The following is a 15254-nucleotide window of genomic DNA, read 5'->3' on the forward strand; positions in this document are numbered from 1 at the left end:
GCCGAAAAGGGCCAAACGGCATCTCTGATGCCACTACCTAACACTTATATGCAGGCTTAGCGGTTAACGGGATCTCATATCCCGAGATTGCCGCAAAGGGGCCAGATTACAAATCTGCCCCAACAGAGATTAGATGTGTCAGCCCTACCTTTGCCCTCTCACCCAGGGAGAGGGAGTTGGCTCGGGTGAACATTCTCTTATTACACACTTCTGTTTATGAAGGAGAAATATATGCTCAGAACGCAAAATCTGACTAAAATATACGGCGGGCTCACTGCGGTAAACAATCTTAATCTGGAACTCGGCTCCGGAGACATAATGGGGTTTATCGGGCCAAATGGTGCAGGAAAGACAACGACCATAAAAATGGTCGCTACTCTCCTGCGTCCGACATCGGGGACAGTTTTTGTAGATGGAATAGACGTAAATGCGGAGCCTGAAGCCGTGCGGCCCTTGATCGGGTATATGCCGGACTTCTTTGGGCTATATGACGATGTGAAGGTGTGGGAATATCTGGATTTCTTTGCAGCGGCATACAGGACACCCGTCAATAAGCGCAAGGGCACAATAGACGACGTGCTGGAGCTTACGGACCTCACTATAAAACGCGATTCGTTCGTATCCGAGCTATCACGCGGAATGCAGCAGAGGCTCTGCCTGGCAAAGACCTTGATCCACGACCCCAAGCTGCTGCTGCTGGATGAACCGGCGTCCGGCCTGGACCCCCGCGCGCGAATCGAGATCAAAGAACTGCTCAAAGAGCTGCGCTCCATGGGCAAGACAATACTCATCTCATCGCATATACTGCCTGAGCTTGCCGATTTCTGCAACAAAATAGCTATTATCGAGCAGGGCAAGCTGGTAGTGAGTGGTGACGTCTCGGAAATTGTGGAGCAGTGCCGGGGCGGAATATGTCTGCGCATCGGGATTATTGAACGATGCGAGGAGGCTCTGGCATTTTTGCAGAGTCTGGATGTGATTGGCGAGGCTCATATAGAGGACGGTGTGATATCTGCGACTTACACCGGTGAACCTGACTGCCAGCATGAGGTACTCCAAAAGCTTGCTGAAAACGGGTTCAAGGTGAAGGCATTCGCTGAGGCCCAAATGGACCTGGAAGACGTATTCTTAAAAGTGACCAGGGGTGCGGTCAGTTGAGTTTGGCGGCTTGGGTCGAAAACTATATAGCGAGATTTGACCTGCCCATTGTCACGCTTGAAACTAGACGGATTTTGAGAGGAAAGTGGAGCTTTAAGAGCGCGCTGATAGTTGTAGGCCTGTTTTCTGGTGTCTCAGTATTTTTATCCTTTCTCTGCCTGGTAGACGGACAGACTAATACGCTGACGAGTCTTGATACACAAACCTGCGTGATGTTGATGGGTTTCGTGCTCAGCGTGATCAAACTGGGCATTCTCTTCATTGTATTGCCGGTATATGCTTCAAGAGTGCTGGTGGAGATGAGGGAAACAGGCTCTTTTACAATGCTCGCTATGATTCCGCTCAAATCAAGCTCGATAATTATGCAATACGCCTGCATAGCATTTGCGGTGGCGGTTCTGGTGATGCTTATAACGCTGCCCGCAACAATTTTGTTCGTGATGGCATCCGCTCAATTCGGCGAACCGCCTTTCTCAATGCCGTTGCTCTCGATATGGGATATATTGATCTATCCCACAGCGGCGGCATTATATGTTTCTATAGGAGTCCTGTGCTCGTGCCTTTGTTCAAAAGCGCAATCGGCTACAACAGCAACGTACATCATGATAGGTGTTTTGACCTGGCTAATATCAAAAGCGCCTATGTCACTCTTTTCAGACGCGTTCTTGACCTGTAGCCAGCTCGTTCAAATCAGTGTGGCAAGGGCTGTGCCTATACTATTGACTGCGATGCTTAGCGCGGGACTGACAGCAATTGCAATGATGTTTTCGACACGCGCATTCGAATCATTGAGGAGAGCCGAGTGATGAGTGCCGCCGAAACAGCTCGCAAAATGGGATGGCTCGATCTGCCTATTGTCACGCTTGAATCGAGACGAATGCTGCGCAGGCCAAAAATCTTTACCTGGACACTTGTATATGCGGCAGTGTTATCCATCATTACACTGGCTGGAATTGCCATCTTTGGGATGAACAACTCGTTCAGTAGGTCAATCGGACAGCCAAGTATGGCCGTGGTCGGCAGGGGTATCTTCATAACGCTGTGCTGTATACAGATGGCTATGGTCAAATTCGTTGTGCCTGCATATGTGGGCAGAGCGATAAGTTCAGAACGAGAAATGCATACGTTTGAAACGTTGGCGATTACTCTGATCAGGTCGCGCAGCATTGTAACTCAAAAAATGGTTGCGAGCGTAATCCCGGTAGTCGGGCTCATTATATCGGCTATGCCTGTTATGTTCATCACAGTGGTTATCGGAGGCGTATCGCCGGGCGAAGCCTTGATCGCTAACTTCCTGCTCATATTCTCGGTGGCGTATTACAGCTCAGCATGTGTGCTGCTGTCAGCACTCTTTGATAATTCAAGAAATGCAGTCCTAGTTGCATATCTTATAGTCATATTTGCTCTGCCTGATATTCAACCGGCAGGCATGTACGTAATGCGGCGATTACTAGGTATGCTTGCCTTCCTGGGAGCAAGATATGGTTACTCGTGGTGGAACCCCATGGCGCTCACCGGAATATGCGTATTGGCAACACTTCTTTTCTGGTTCCTGGCTGTAAAAAAGGTGAACTCTCTCAGGAGGGCAAAGCATTGATCGGCGGTATTGCCAAAAAGATTGAGAGTATAGATGCGCCTGTACTTCGTCAGGAGATGCGTATCCGGCAAAGAGGCGGAAGGGCATTCGGAGTTATGTTCGGATATATCGCGATGCTCTCGATTATAGCGATATTAATGATGTATATAAGCGACCCGCCAAGCTCGATCAATCCGCAAATCGGCACTTCAGCACTGGAACGAGCCGGAAGGTATATGTTCAGGGGACTGACTTATGCACAGCTTGTGATGGTGATACTGGTCGTGCCGGCATACAGCGCGGGGGTAATATCCATGGAGCGCGAGAAAGGCTCATTTGATCTGCTTGCCATAACAACGCTGCGTTCTGCGAGCATTGTTACTCAGAAACTGTGGGCGGCTCTTGCGCAGGTAGTTTTGCTGTTGATCGCATCTGTGCCGGTGCTATCGATAGTATTCCTGCTGGGCGGAGTGTCGCCGGGCGAGGTAGCGGTGGCCTATGCTTTGATCGCGATGAGCGCGGCTGCTGTAGGGGCGCTCGGGGTTATGTGTTCATGCTACTTTGCTAACACACGCGCGGCTACATTCATGACTTATCTGGTCACGGTGCTATTTCTTGCCGGGCTGCCGATTGCCGGAGCTATACTCGAAAGCTATAGGGGTTATAGCGGCAACTCTTCCGGTATCGGCTATGCGCTCGGGATAACCCTAGCGGTGGCATTCGCTGCAGGGATCATTGCTGTGTTTATGTTCGGAATGGTCGCGCTGATACTGAGAAAAACGACCGGGCACTGGAACTCGCGCACGTTCAGGATGTGGATATTCGGAGCAACATATGCGGCTGTGCTGCTGGTCTTTAACATACCCTCCATCTGCTACGCGATAATGGATACGGCAAATATAGGCGGATTGTTCATGCCGCTTTTTGTAAATGCATTTGTGGCGATGGCTGCTGTTGTTAATCCTGAGACATTTGTTGCAAGCACTTCACTGGTGATCGTCCTGACTCTGCTATTTTCGGCAGGGTGCGCTTATCTGTTTCGTAATCTCTCGGTCATTCGATTCAACGCCATAAGGAGAGTTTAATGAATGTCGCATCAATAGCAATAAATAGAGTGACAAACACGGTTGTGGAGTCTGTATATGATAACCCCGTGATGACTCGCGAGTTTCGCACCCGGATGCGCGGATGGAAGGCATTCGGCGTGATGGGCGGTTATGTGCTTCTGCTGGCTACGTTTCTGTTTATACATTATTTGACGATTGCCAGTGAAAGCCCTCACAACTACGGCTATTACAATCCGCTCGGAAACCTCCAGATAGGCCAGAGGCTGTTCGGCACGCTTGCCTGGACACAGGCGATTATGCTGATGTTTATAGTGCCCTCTCTTACGGCAGGAACACTGACGCAGGAGCTTGAGAAAAAAACTATAGAAATGCTGGTGCTCACACGCCTGAGCGCGGGAAAGATTGTGCTGGGAAAGCATCTCTCGGGGTTCTTCTATGCGTTGATGCTGCTAGTGTGCTCAGCGCCACTTGCGGGTATCTGTCTTATGCTGGGCGGAATCTCTCCGGCAGAAGTATTTATAACCTATGCGCTCCTGGCCGGCACTTCATTTCTGTTTGCGGCCCTGAGTATCGCGTGCTCGTCTTTAATGAACAAAAGCGCCGGGTCCGCGCTGCTTTCATATATGATCAGCATTGGCTATATGGCTCTCACGGCTCCTCTGGGAACAACAGCGCTGATGGGACGCTACAGTCACAATATATACGCACTGAGTATGCTCAACCCGATATTCGCAGCCTACGGCTCGGCGCTTGCCAAGACTCGGGTGTGTGGAATCGAAATTTCTGCGGCGCTCGCGGCGTTTGCAATCGAGGTGATGGTCGGACTGCTTGCACTGTTGATCGCATCCACTCATGTGCGACACCGCAAGGTAGAGCGCGCTTTATCGGTCCGGCTTATGCTGATATTCACCATGGCTCTGATTATATGGCTGGGTGTAGGAAGCCTGACAAGCTTGATATCGTTTGCATGGAGGCCATCTACAGCAGAAGATATGAAAGGCATTCTATACGTAGCATCCATAATCATAGCTTCAATTTTATGTTTGACTGCGGCTGCGATTGCAACAGGTGAGATTACGTCCAGATCTCCAGGTAAGATACCTGGAGAGATATCGAAAGGCTCGCTGCTGATGGGCGTGCTGTCTCTCAAGAAAATGTTTAAGAGTGATGCGCGAGGGGCCGTTGTATTCATGACAGCCATGAGTGTGATTACTTACGCGATATTCACCGGTACTCTATACTGGGTAGCTAAAGTGGAATCGGTGCCGGTATACAAATGGTTCTGGGCGGCATGCGTTAAAAATGGGATCGCAATGACCGCAGTAGTTGCCGGAATATCGGCCATTGGAATCCTTTTCTCCTCGATAATAACCAAGCGCAAAAATGCTGCTGCGCTTGTAGTATTTATAGCTCTGATAGCATTCATTGCATACGGTTTTGTGCTCTCATATTATCAGATCAGATATGACCACACTGCCAGTCTGATGGGGCAGACCGCAGCATTTTGGCCTGTAGCGCCGGTAATCGGGCTTGCAAACGACTGGGGAAGATCAATGCCGACACTTATTTGGAACCCACACAATACGTGGATTGTGACGAGCGCAGCATATCTGATAATTGGATTGATAGCGCTGGCTATTGCCGGGCCTGCACTCCGAAAAACAGGCGGAGTGAAGGAAGACATGGATGAATGATCCGGAGCTTAAAAACTTCATAAAGCGGCTGAGGCATCGTGTGCGGCTGCTGCTTGCAGAACGCTACGCTCTGTTTGGAGCAGGCGGGGGCGCAATTGTATCTGCCATACTTGCACTCTTATCTCTAAGATATGACGCGCTGATCAGTTATGCACTTTGGATTGGAGTTGTCGCGTTGGGCGCGGCGCTTGGAGCCTTGTGGGGTCTGGTGCACAGGCTCGATGATTTGTCGGTCGCAGCGGCCGTTGACAAACGAGCCGGGCTCAAAGAACGCATATCGACGGCAGTAATGCTGCCCCATTCGGACTCTCGACCTGCCGAATCGGCGGTCATCACAGACGCGATTTCACATACATCCGGCCTTAGACCCAAGGATGTCTTCCCGCACAGGTTCGGGCTGCCGCACGGCGCGTTCGGGATCACGCTGATACTGTTAGCCGCCGCGATTCTTTTACCACAAATGCCTGCGATGCAGTCAGGCACTCGCAGGCAGGAAGTGCAGGTGATGAAGCGGGAGGGCGTTAAGCTCGAAAAAATCGCGAAGGATATCCACAAGCAAACATCATCCAAGCACGAAGAACTGCGCAATCTCGCAAATAAGCTCAATACGCTCGGCAAAAAGATGCAGACAGGCCGCATGACTCGCAAGCAGGCCATGCTCAAAACGCGCAAGCTTTCCAAGCAGATCAAAGAGCAGCAGGACCTGCTGGCAAAGCAAAACTCCGCAGCCAAACCGATGGACCAGGCGCAGCTTGAAATGCAAAAAGCCAGCGAGCAGCTCGCGCAGAAGATGGCTGAGGAGCTTGCAAAAAAAGAAAATATACCATTGAGCGAGGCGATGAAAAAGCTGCCGACCGACCAGCGAATGGCCGAGCTTGCACGAAAAGAGGGCCCACTGAGTGAGTCTGAGCGCAAAGAACTCGAGAAATTGGTCTCAAAATATGCCAACCCAAACAGCGGCTTGCCGGTCCCATCTGAGCTTGCAGAAGCCATGGCCAAGCTCGCCCAGAACAAAGATTATCAGAAAGCAGCCGAGCTTATGCGTAAGCTCGCGCAAAGGCTCAACTCGTCCAACATGAGCAAGCAGGACAAAGAAGCGCTCAAAAAACAGATGGAGGCCCTTGCAAAGGCTCTCAAAAACACCGACCTCGATAAGCTCGCAAAAGCGATGCGCGAAAATGCTGAAAAGTTAGCGAATATGAGCGATGAAGAACTCAAAAAGCTGATGAAGCAGATCAAGGAGATGCAAAAGCTCCAGAAAATGTGCGCCAAAGCAGGCGGCGGGTGACTGAGCGCAGGGCTCGCACTCGGGCAGTGCGGATTAGGACTGGGATCAGGAATGAGCGGCAATTCTCCAGGCGGAGGTATGGGCGGAAATAATGCCAATACCGGGCCGCGCGGAAAGATCAAGGATGTAAAGGATGTTGAGAAAGTGCCGTCGGCTGTCGGAGCGAGCGGCATGATCTTCTCCGCAGGCGAAACAAAAGGCGCGCCGGATACTGCTGCGCCCGCGTCTGTGCCATATACCGACGTGCTTCCAAACTATAAGAAGGCTGCCGAGAAGGCGATGGACAAGGAGAAAGTCCCGCCTGCGTATCGGACCAGGGTAAAGGACTATTTCAGCAGTCTTTCGGAATAATTGTGAATTCTGAGTTGGGGACTCAAGTCCCTCATACGTGCGTCGGGGATTCAAATCCCCGACGATCTCAACATAAAACATAGATAATAGTTGAGAGGTAGCGCCCTCACCCCAGCCAACTCCCCCAGGAGAGGGAGTTGGCTAAGATTTACTACCTCTTACTTATCTTTTTGGAGGGAATATTATGCAGGCACAGGAAAAACTTGAACAGTTCAATGCATACTTCAAGCGGCTTCGCGAGGAGGTCGGGAAGGTTATTGTCGGACAGGACGAACTTGTCGAGGACGTGATCACCGCTATGATCTCAAACGGCAACGTCCTGCTGGAAGGCGTGCCGGGTCTTGGCAAGACACTGCTGGTGCGCACACTTGCTGAGGCCATGGACCTGAAGTTCTCACGAATACAGTTTACGCCCGACCTGATGCCAGCCGATATAGTCGGCACAAACATACTGATTGAGGATGAGCAGGGTCGGCGGTGCTTCCAGTTTCAGCACGGGCCGGTATTCGCCAACATAGTGCTGGCGGACGAGATAAACCGCGCCACACCCAAGACTCAATCGGCCATGCTTGAAGCTATGCAGGAGAAATCGGTGACAGTGGCAGGCGAGATAAGAAAACTCGACGAGCCGTTCCTTGTCCTGGCGACCCAAAACCCGCTTGAAATGGAGGGTACCTACCCGCTGCCGGAGGCTCAGCTCGACAGATTTTTGTTCAAGCTGATGGTGCGATTCCCCACCCTGACCGAACTTGCCGGAATTATCGATCGGACGACTGGCTCGTCCGACGCGCACGCCGAAAACGTCCTTAATGGCCCGGATGTTCTCGAGATGCGTGATCTTGCACGCGAGGTAATCATCGCCGACCATGTTAAAGAATTTGCGCTGAAGTGCATCCTGGCTACACATCCGGAAAGTGAGTGCGCTACAGATATGACCCGGCAATATGTGCGCTACGGCTCAAGCCCGCGCGGTGCTCAGGCGATAGTGATCGCCGCAAAAGTCCGCGCTCTGCTTGACGGCAGACTCAACGTCTCATTTGATGATATCAAGCGAGTGGCTAAGCAGTCGCTTCGGCACAGACTCATATTAAACTTTGAGGGCGAGGCTGAGAGGATCGAACCGGACTCGATTATAGAAGATGTGATGGAGAAGGCGGGGAAGGTGGAGGAACTGCCGGTTTAGGTTTCTCGAATCGCGGAGTGCACGGAGGAAATGGAAAACACGGAAATGGGCGCGATAGATAGTATTCCAACTAAACGCGAGTTGACCAACGATGGATGACCAACTAACAACCGAACAAGAACCGCTTCTGACTCCGGACTTTCTTCGCAAGCTGGAGCAGCTTTCGCTCGTCTCGCGGCGAGTATTTGCAGGTAAGATGCGAGGAGAGAGGCGTTCGACCAAACGCGGGGCGTCAGTAGAGTTCGCAGACTATCGCAACTACACTCACGGCGATGACTTCAGGCGTGTGGACTGGAATGTCTACGCCCGGCTGGAAAAGCTATTCCTGAAACTTTTCGTTGAAGAAGAAGATTTACATATATACATATTAATAGATGCATCGAAGTCGATGGAGTTCGGCAGCCCGTCGAAGCTGCTGCATGCAAAACGTATTGCGGCGGCTTTGTCATATATCGGTCTGGCAAACCTGGACAGAGTCGGTCTGGCAGCATTATCCGGCTCAGATGCGCATATTCTGCAGCCGAAACGCGGCAAGCAGTCAGCGCATGAAGTGTTCAGATGGCTGGAATGTATAAGTCCTTCAGGCCAAACTGACCTCGCTGCAAGCATACGTGATTTCAGCCTGCGCACGGCTCAGTCGGGGGTTGTTATAGTTCTGTCTGATTTCTTGTGCACAAGTTATCCACAGGGGTTGATAACTTTGCTCGCGCGCAAGTTTGAGCCTGTAATCTTGCACATTCTCGATCAAGACGAGCTTCAGCCGCCTCTTGTCGGTGACCTTTTGCTCATAGATTCTGAAACAGGGGAAAGGCGGGAGGTCACGATTACGCAGACTCTGCTGCGAAAGTATCAGCAGCGGCTGTCGGCATTCAAAACAGACTTGGAATCGTTCTGCGTCCGCTATGGATGCACGCATGCCTGCATATCTAACCGGACACCGTTTGAAGACCTGGTGCTGAACTATCTCCGCCAAAAAGGCACAATCAGTTGATTTAGTATTTTGGATTTTGTGTTGAGTATTATGAGTCTATTGTCACCGCTCAGTTTAATACTGATCATTCCGCTCGGCGGGATTATTGTATTTCTTTACCTGCTGAAACTCAGGCGCAAGGAACAAATGGTTTCGAGCACGCTGCTGTGGCAGGACGCCGTCGCGGACCTGCAGGCAGATGCTCCATTTCAAAAGCTCAAAAAGAACCTGCTTCTCTTTCTGCAACTGCTTGCGGTCATACTTCTGACAATGGCCATCGCAAGGCCCATAGTGCGGGCGAAGGGAATATCGGAAAATAAAATAGTGGTAATCCTGGACTCATCGGCTAGCATGCAATCGACTGACGTGAAGCCGTCACGCTTCGAATCTGCAAAGGTGCACGCTATGGAAATAGCAAACAAAATGGGTCCGCGCGATACAATGCTCGTTATCACCGCATCTACCAAAACGCAGGTGGTGCAGTCTTTTACATCCGACAAGAAGTCTCTTGATTCTGCTGTATCAGCCTTGAAGCCGTGTGACACGTCGTGCAATATGCGTCAGGCGCTTGTGCTGGCGCTGTCACTTGTCGCGGGGACAGGCTCAGCCCCACCCCGGATCGTTATATTCTCTGATGGCCGTTTTGGCAGCTTACATGATCTGCCCGTAGGCAAAGCGCGGCTCGATTTCATAAAGATAGGCACGGGCAGTGACAACGTGGCTATAACCGGAATCGACTCGCGCAAGAACCTTTCTGGCGGGCAGCAGGTCTTTATCGGCATTAGGAACTTCTCCAGGCAAACGCGGACATTTAACCTTGAGATATATATTGATAATGAAAAAGGCAAGCAAGGTAATCTTTTCGATATACTCGAGGAGACTCTCGGCCCGGGCGAGATGAAGCAGGAGATTATCGGCAATACATCACACCTTTCGGGCAGGATCACTGCTAAGCTGGATATACCGGACGACCTGGGTGCGGATAACTCCGGATCGGTATATCTCGCCAAGCCGCGCAATATGAACGTTTTGCTGGTCTCTAGGGGCAACATATTCCTGCAAAACGCACTTAACCTAGACCCGAGGACAAGCCTGACCCGGGCGCAGTCGGTCCCGGCTGATTTCGGCAGGCAATCATATGACATGGTGGTCTTCGATGGCATAAAGCCACCGTCAAAACTCCCCCCGGGAGGATATCTGCTCATCAACACCATTGCAGATCAGGGTCCTGCTGGGGCGCGATTCGGAGATCATGCCCCATCATCAAAAGGAAACTCACCACGCCCAACAATTATAGATGCGGATCAGCATCACCCGATCACGCGATATGTCGATTTCACGAGTATACGGCTGGCTGAGGCGAATTACCTATCAGCAAAACCATGGGCAAGATCGATAGTCGAAGGTGAATCCGGGCCGCTGGCTGTAGTGGGAACAAATAATGGACGAAGGTTCGTTCAGCTCGGTTTTGACCTGTTGAAGAGTGACTTTCCGCTGCACGTCGGGTTCCCTATCTTCATATCAAACTGCCTGGAGTGGCTGGCACCTTCTCAAATTGGCGGCAGCGCGGGTTCACGAACAGGGCAGCCGGTATATATAGACGTCCCGCCGGGCATTGATAGAATCGCCATTACAGGCCCGGATGGCAGTAAGCACTATGTTGATGTGAGCCAGACGCCGGTCGTCTTCAATGACACGGATCGAGCCGGAATATATCGGGTCACTGGCAAGAACTTCAGCCGCGAGTTTGCATGTAACCTCGCGTCCCCTGCCGAATCGGACACTTACCCGCGCGAGGCAGTCGACATTGGCGGCAGGCAGTTGGCGTCATCGAGCAAGCCTGTCGAGACGAACCGTGAATATTACTGGCCGCTGGCGCTTATCGCGCTTGCGGTGATGGCGTTCGAGTGGTACGCCTATCACAGGAGGCTGTAGGCAATGATCACGTTTACAAAACCTGCATACCTGCTCCTCTTGCCGCTGCTGGGATACTTCACATGGCGCCTGACGCGGGGGAGCCTGGCGGACCTGTCGAAATTCCGCTCGCGCATGGCTCTCGGGCTGCGACTGATAATCATTGCACTGCTGATATGTGCCCTAGCAGGGGCAAGGGTCGTAAAGAATGCCTCGCAGGAGAGCGTTGTGTTTGTGCTCGACGTATCTGACTCGATCCCCAAAGCTAAACAGGACGCCGCTCTTGCATTTGTCAACAATGCTCTCAAACACAAGAAAAACGAGCAGAAGATCGGTCTTATCGCGTTCGGAGCAGATGCATCAGTGGAGCTTGCTCCTTCTGACGCTATCCCTCCAGGTATGATACCTGGAGGGATAAACAGGTTCGATAAGATCTACTCGGTGCCTAACCCGTCGAATACCGATATCTCCCAGGCTCTCGGGCTTGCGCTGGCGACTTTCCCTGAGCAGAGCGCGAAGAAGATAGTGCTCCTCTCGGACGGCAATGAGACTATCGGCAAAGCCATCGAGCAGGCCGCTCTGATCGGCGCGAATGGTGTCTCTATCGACACAGTTCCAATCGCAAGCCAGCTCCCGCGTGAGGCACTGCTGGACAAGATGATCTCGCCGGGAAGTGTGAAGGTGGGCGAACCGTTCGATCTCAAAATAATCGCGGTCTCCAAACAGCCGACTCTTGCCACCATCCGCTTGCTGCGAAATAATACGCCGGTCGGCATCAAAACTGTTGAACTGGTGGGCAGCCCTCCAGGTAAGATACCTGGAGGGACATCAAAGAATGTGCTCACTTTCCGCCAATCGATACCCAAACCGGGAAACTATGAGTATCGCGCAATACTCGATTGCCCGAACGACACCAGGCCGGAGAATAACACAGCGCTCTCGTATACTATTGTCCGTGGCAAGCCTAAGGTGCTCTATATCGAGGGGCAACTGGGTCAAGCAAGTTACCTTGCCTCAGCGCTCAGATCCAGCGATATAGACGTTGATACGCGTGATCCATCAGGCGTGCCGACATCGCTCGCGCAGATGCAGGGCTATGATATTGTGGTCTTTTCCGATCTGCCCGCATGGAAGCTCTCGCCCGATCAGATGCGGATGATCCAATCGGGTGTAAAAGACCTCGGAATCGGTTTCACCATGATCGGTGGAGAGAACAGTTTCGGCGCCGGTGGGTATTTTGACACCCCCATTGAGCAGGCTCTGCCGGTGGACATGTCGATACGCAAAACTAAGATTCTACCGTCGCTGTCGGTTGTGATTGTGATGGACAAGTCCGGCTCCATGGGCGCTATAGAGGGCGGCAGGGAAAAGATCCAGCTTGCCAATGACGCCGCAGCGGCTGTAGTGAAGCTCCTGCAGCCTATTGACAAGGTCGGGATCATTGTATGCCACAGTTACCCGGTTGCCGCGGTTCCACTTAAGTCCGCAGTCAATAAAGGTCCAATCTATGGTGAAATATCGACTATCAGAGCCGAGGGAGGCGGGATAGCGGTCTATCCGTCTATGGTGATGGCTCACAACATGATCAAGAACAGCGGCACTCGTCAGAAGCATATTATACTGCTTGCGGACGGCTCGGACTGTGACGACCAGGAGGGCGTGATCCCGCTGGTCCAACAAATGCAGAAGCAGAAGATAACCGTGACGGCTGTGGCAATTGGCGACGGGCCGCACGTGCCTTTTCTGAAGGGTGTGGCTTATTACGGCAAGGGCGGCTATTATCTGGCTCAGAGGGCTGCCGACCTTAAGGCTATCTTCACAAAAGACGTCATGACGATATCAAAGTCACTCGTAATTGAGGAGCCGTTCACTCCCAGAGCAGACCCTTCAAGCCCCGAACTCGGGGGAATTGACTTGGCGAGCATGCCGCCACTGCTGGGTTATGTGGCGACAAGCGCTAAGCCTGCCGCGCGTGTAGCGATAGCCTCGCAAAAGAATGACCCCATATTTGTAACCTGGCAATACGGGCTTGGTCGGTCGGCTGCGTTTACATCAGACTGCAAGGCCAGATGGGCTGCAAGGTGGCTCACCTGGCCGAATTACAACAAGTTCTGGGCACAAGCGGTCCGCTCGACTATGCGTAAGAGCGCATCGAAGGACTTCCAGAGCAGTGTCGAGATCGATAGTGGCGTCGGGAGAGTAAATATCGATGCAGTAGACGAGAAGGGCAACTTTATCAATTTGCTCAAGTTCGCAGGATCGGTCGTAGGACCGGATATGACCTCGCATGCGCTAAATATAGAGCAGACAGGACCTGGGCGATATGAGGCGAGTTTTGATGCGCGAGAGGTCGGGACGTATGTAGTAAACGTAGCTCGCAGAGATTCGACCCCTCCAGGTAAGATACCTGGAGGTATTGGAGACAGGATTCAGGATTCGACTGCGCCTGATGTGTCGGTGGTCTCTATCCCCTACCCAGCCGAATATAAGCAGATAAGCTCAAATGAGGCGTTACTCAGGCAGCTTGCGTCAGAGACGTCCGGCAGGTTTGACCCAAAGGCTAACAATATCTTCAGCTCGCACTTCCGCAAGTTCAAGACATATACGGACCTTTGGCGTCTGCTGATAATATTGGCGGCTGTGCTCTTCCCGCTGGATGTGGCTGTGCGGCGAGTGGCTCTCAGCTCTGAACTGGCGGCTGAAATCCGCGAGAGAGTTGTCAATCGCATTCGCAGGCGCAGGGCTTTGAAAAGAGTTCACGGTGCCGAGCGCGTGGAGAGTGTAGGATCGCTGCTGCAATCTAAGAAACAGCGAAAAGAGTCGGATGAAGATGTTGCTATAAATGCTCCGGCCCCTTTGGAACCGAAGCAACAAACACCTTTTACTCCATCCGTCCAGGATCAGCACATAGCTTCAAACCCTCCAGGTAAGATACCTGGAGGGATAGGTGATATGAGACATCGGGGGAAAGACTCTCCTGACAATCAAAACGATCAAGATCAACAACAAAGTTACGTCCGGGGCAAGAATACCCCGGATGATCATGGCTCCGCCAAGCCGCAGGAACCGCGAAAAGATGATAATACTGCTGATACGACCTCTCGGCTACTTGCTGCAAAGAGAAGGGCGAAGGACAAGCGCGAATAGTTTGTCTTAAAACTATCATTTCGAGTTGTATACTGAAGATGTAACTATAAATGCTCCGGCCCCTTCGGAACCGAAGCAACAAAAGCGATAATCAACGGCCAGTTTCGCCAAGCCGATATCCTGCAGACTGTAGAGCCATTGATTTCAAGCCATCGAACCCGTCCATTCATCAAACCAACCCCATAAAAGAATTGTCCTGCACTACATATATTTCGCCATTCAATATAAGAATCCTACATGCCATACTGCATCAGAAGATCGTCCAGAGCCTCGCGCAGGAGCACGGCCTCGCCGACCTTTTCACGCTTAGCAAGATGCGCTAGCCGCGCGAGCTGAGCCTGCGTATAGTGGCTGGTCTTAGTGACCATTCTCTCTTCTTTTGCCAGGCAGACTTTGTTACGCCCGGTGGTTTTCGCTCGATACAATGCATCATTGGCCTTGCGCAGAACGTCTTGCGGGCGCAAACCGTCCTCAGGAAACGTCGCGACTGCCGCACTGAATGTGATTGGCACAGCCAACTTCTGTCCATCATGCTCGATCTCATGCTCACCGGCAAAGGCTGCGCGTTCACGCTCCAGCAATAGAAATGCGTCTTCTTTCTCTACAGAGGGCATTACAATAACGAACTCATCTCCGCCTGCACGGAAGCTGTGTCTGAACACTCTCTTTTCGGCAGGTGTAAGCTCTATAAGCCGTCCGGCGACCAGCTCAAGCGCTTTATCGCCTACTTCGTGCCCATAGTTGTCATTGATCTGGCCGAAATTGTCGATATCGATTAGAGCAATCGATACGCTGCCATCCGACTCGGCTGCATTTGTAATCTCGGCAGAAAGAGCTTCAAAGAGCTCCTCGCTATTACCAAGATTCGATAAATGATCCCTACCCGTGACCGTTGTCTCAGACATA

Annotated in this window: 12 protein-coding genes; 11 read left to right on the top strand and 1 reads right to left on the bottom strand. The window is 51.8% G+C overall.

Features of this window, described 5'->3' with window-relative positions:
- The first annotated feature begins 231 nt into the window (after nucleotides 1-231).
- From ABFD83_09285 to ABFD83_09335, 11 genes are all read left to right on the top strand, one after another.
- Nucleotides 232-1158 carry an ABC transporter ATP-binding protein gene (locus ABFD83_09285; GenBank protein ID MEN6357262.1) on the top strand — a complete coding sequence of 309 codons (927 nt, stop codon included), beginning with the start codon at nucleotides 232-234 and terminating at the stop codon, nucleotides 1156-1158.
- On the top strand, nucleotides 1155-1964 hold the full coding sequence (locus tag ABFD83_09290) for a hypothetical protein (protein ID MEN6357263.1): 810 nt from the start codon (nucleotides 1155-1157) through the stop codon (nucleotides 1962-1964). Before ABFD83_09285 ends, ABFD83_09290 begins: the two co-directional genes overlap by 4 nt.
- Nucleotides 1964-2755, top strand: a complete 792-nt coding sequence (locus ABFD83_09295) for a hypothetical protein (protein MEN6357264.1) — start codon at nucleotides 1964-1966, stop codon at nucleotides 2753-2755. Before ABFD83_09290 ends, ABFD83_09295 begins: the two co-directional genes overlap by 1 nt.
- Nucleotides 2752-3819 (top strand): hypothetical protein, encoded by a 1068-nt coding sequence (locus tag ABFD83_09300; protein ID MEN6357265.1) that lies wholly within the window; start codon nucleotides 2752-2754, stop codon nucleotides 3817-3819. Before ABFD83_09295 ends, ABFD83_09300 begins: the two co-directional genes overlap by 4 nt.
- Nucleotides 3819-5495 (top strand): hypothetical protein, encoded by a 1677-nt coding sequence (locus tag ABFD83_09305; GenBank protein ID MEN6357266.1) that lies wholly within the window; start codon nucleotides 3819-3821, stop codon nucleotides 5493-5495. Before ABFD83_09300 ends, ABFD83_09305 begins: the two co-directional genes overlap by 1 nt.
- Nucleotides 5488-6783, top strand: a complete 1296-nt coding sequence (locus ABFD83_09310) for a hypothetical protein (GenBank protein MEN6357267.1) — start codon at nucleotides 5488-5490, stop codon at nucleotides 6781-6783. The genes ABFD83_09305 and ABFD83_09310 overlap by 8 nt, the downstream gene beginning before the upstream one ends.
- A gap of 51 nt (nucleotides 6784-6834) precedes the next feature.
- Nucleotides 6835-7134 (top strand): hypothetical protein, encoded by a 300-nt coding sequence (locus ABFD83_09315; GenBank protein ID MEN6357268.1) that lies wholly within the window; start codon nucleotides 6835-6837, stop codon nucleotides 7132-7134.
- A gap of 184 nt (nucleotides 7135-7318) precedes the next feature.
- Complete coding sequence (locus ABFD83_09320) at nucleotides 7319-8317, top strand: MoxR family ATPase (GenBank protein ID MEN6357269.1); 999 nt, start codon at nucleotides 7319-7321, stop codon at nucleotides 8315-8317.
- Between the two features lie 91 nt (nucleotides 8318-8408).
- Entirely contained in the window at nucleotides 8409-9308 is a 900-nt protein-coding gene (locus ABFD83_09325; protein ID MEN6357270.1) for a DUF58 domain-containing protein, read from the top strand.
- 30 nt (nucleotides 9309-9338) lie between these two features.
- Nucleotides 9339-11222, top strand: coding sequence for a VWA domain-containing protein (locus tag ABFD83_09330; GenBank protein MEN6357271.1), 1884 nt, complete (start codon nucleotides 9339-9341; stop codon nucleotides 11220-11222).
- Between the two features lie 3 nt (nucleotides 11223-11225).
- A complete protein-coding gene (locus tag ABFD83_09335) occupies nucleotides 11226-14348 on the top strand; it encodes a VWA domain-containing protein (protein ID MEN6357272.1) in 3123 nt (1040 codons plus the stop codon).
- Between the two features lie 233 nt (nucleotides 14349-14581).
- On the opposite strand, the gene ABFD83_09340 is transcribed toward ABFD83_09335, so the two are convergent.
- Nucleotides 14582-15253 (bottom strand): GGDEF domain-containing protein, encoded by a 672-nt coding sequence (locus ABFD83_09340; protein MEN6357273.1) that lies wholly within the window; start codon nucleotides 15251-15253, stop codon nucleotides 14582-14584.
- Between the last annotated feature and the right edge of the window lies 1 nt (nucleotide 15254).

This window comes from Armatimonadota bacterium (assembly GCA_039679645.1).
In the GTDB taxonomy this organism is placed as follows: domain Bacteria; phylum Armatimonadota; class UBA5829; order UBA5829; family UBA5829; genus UBA5829.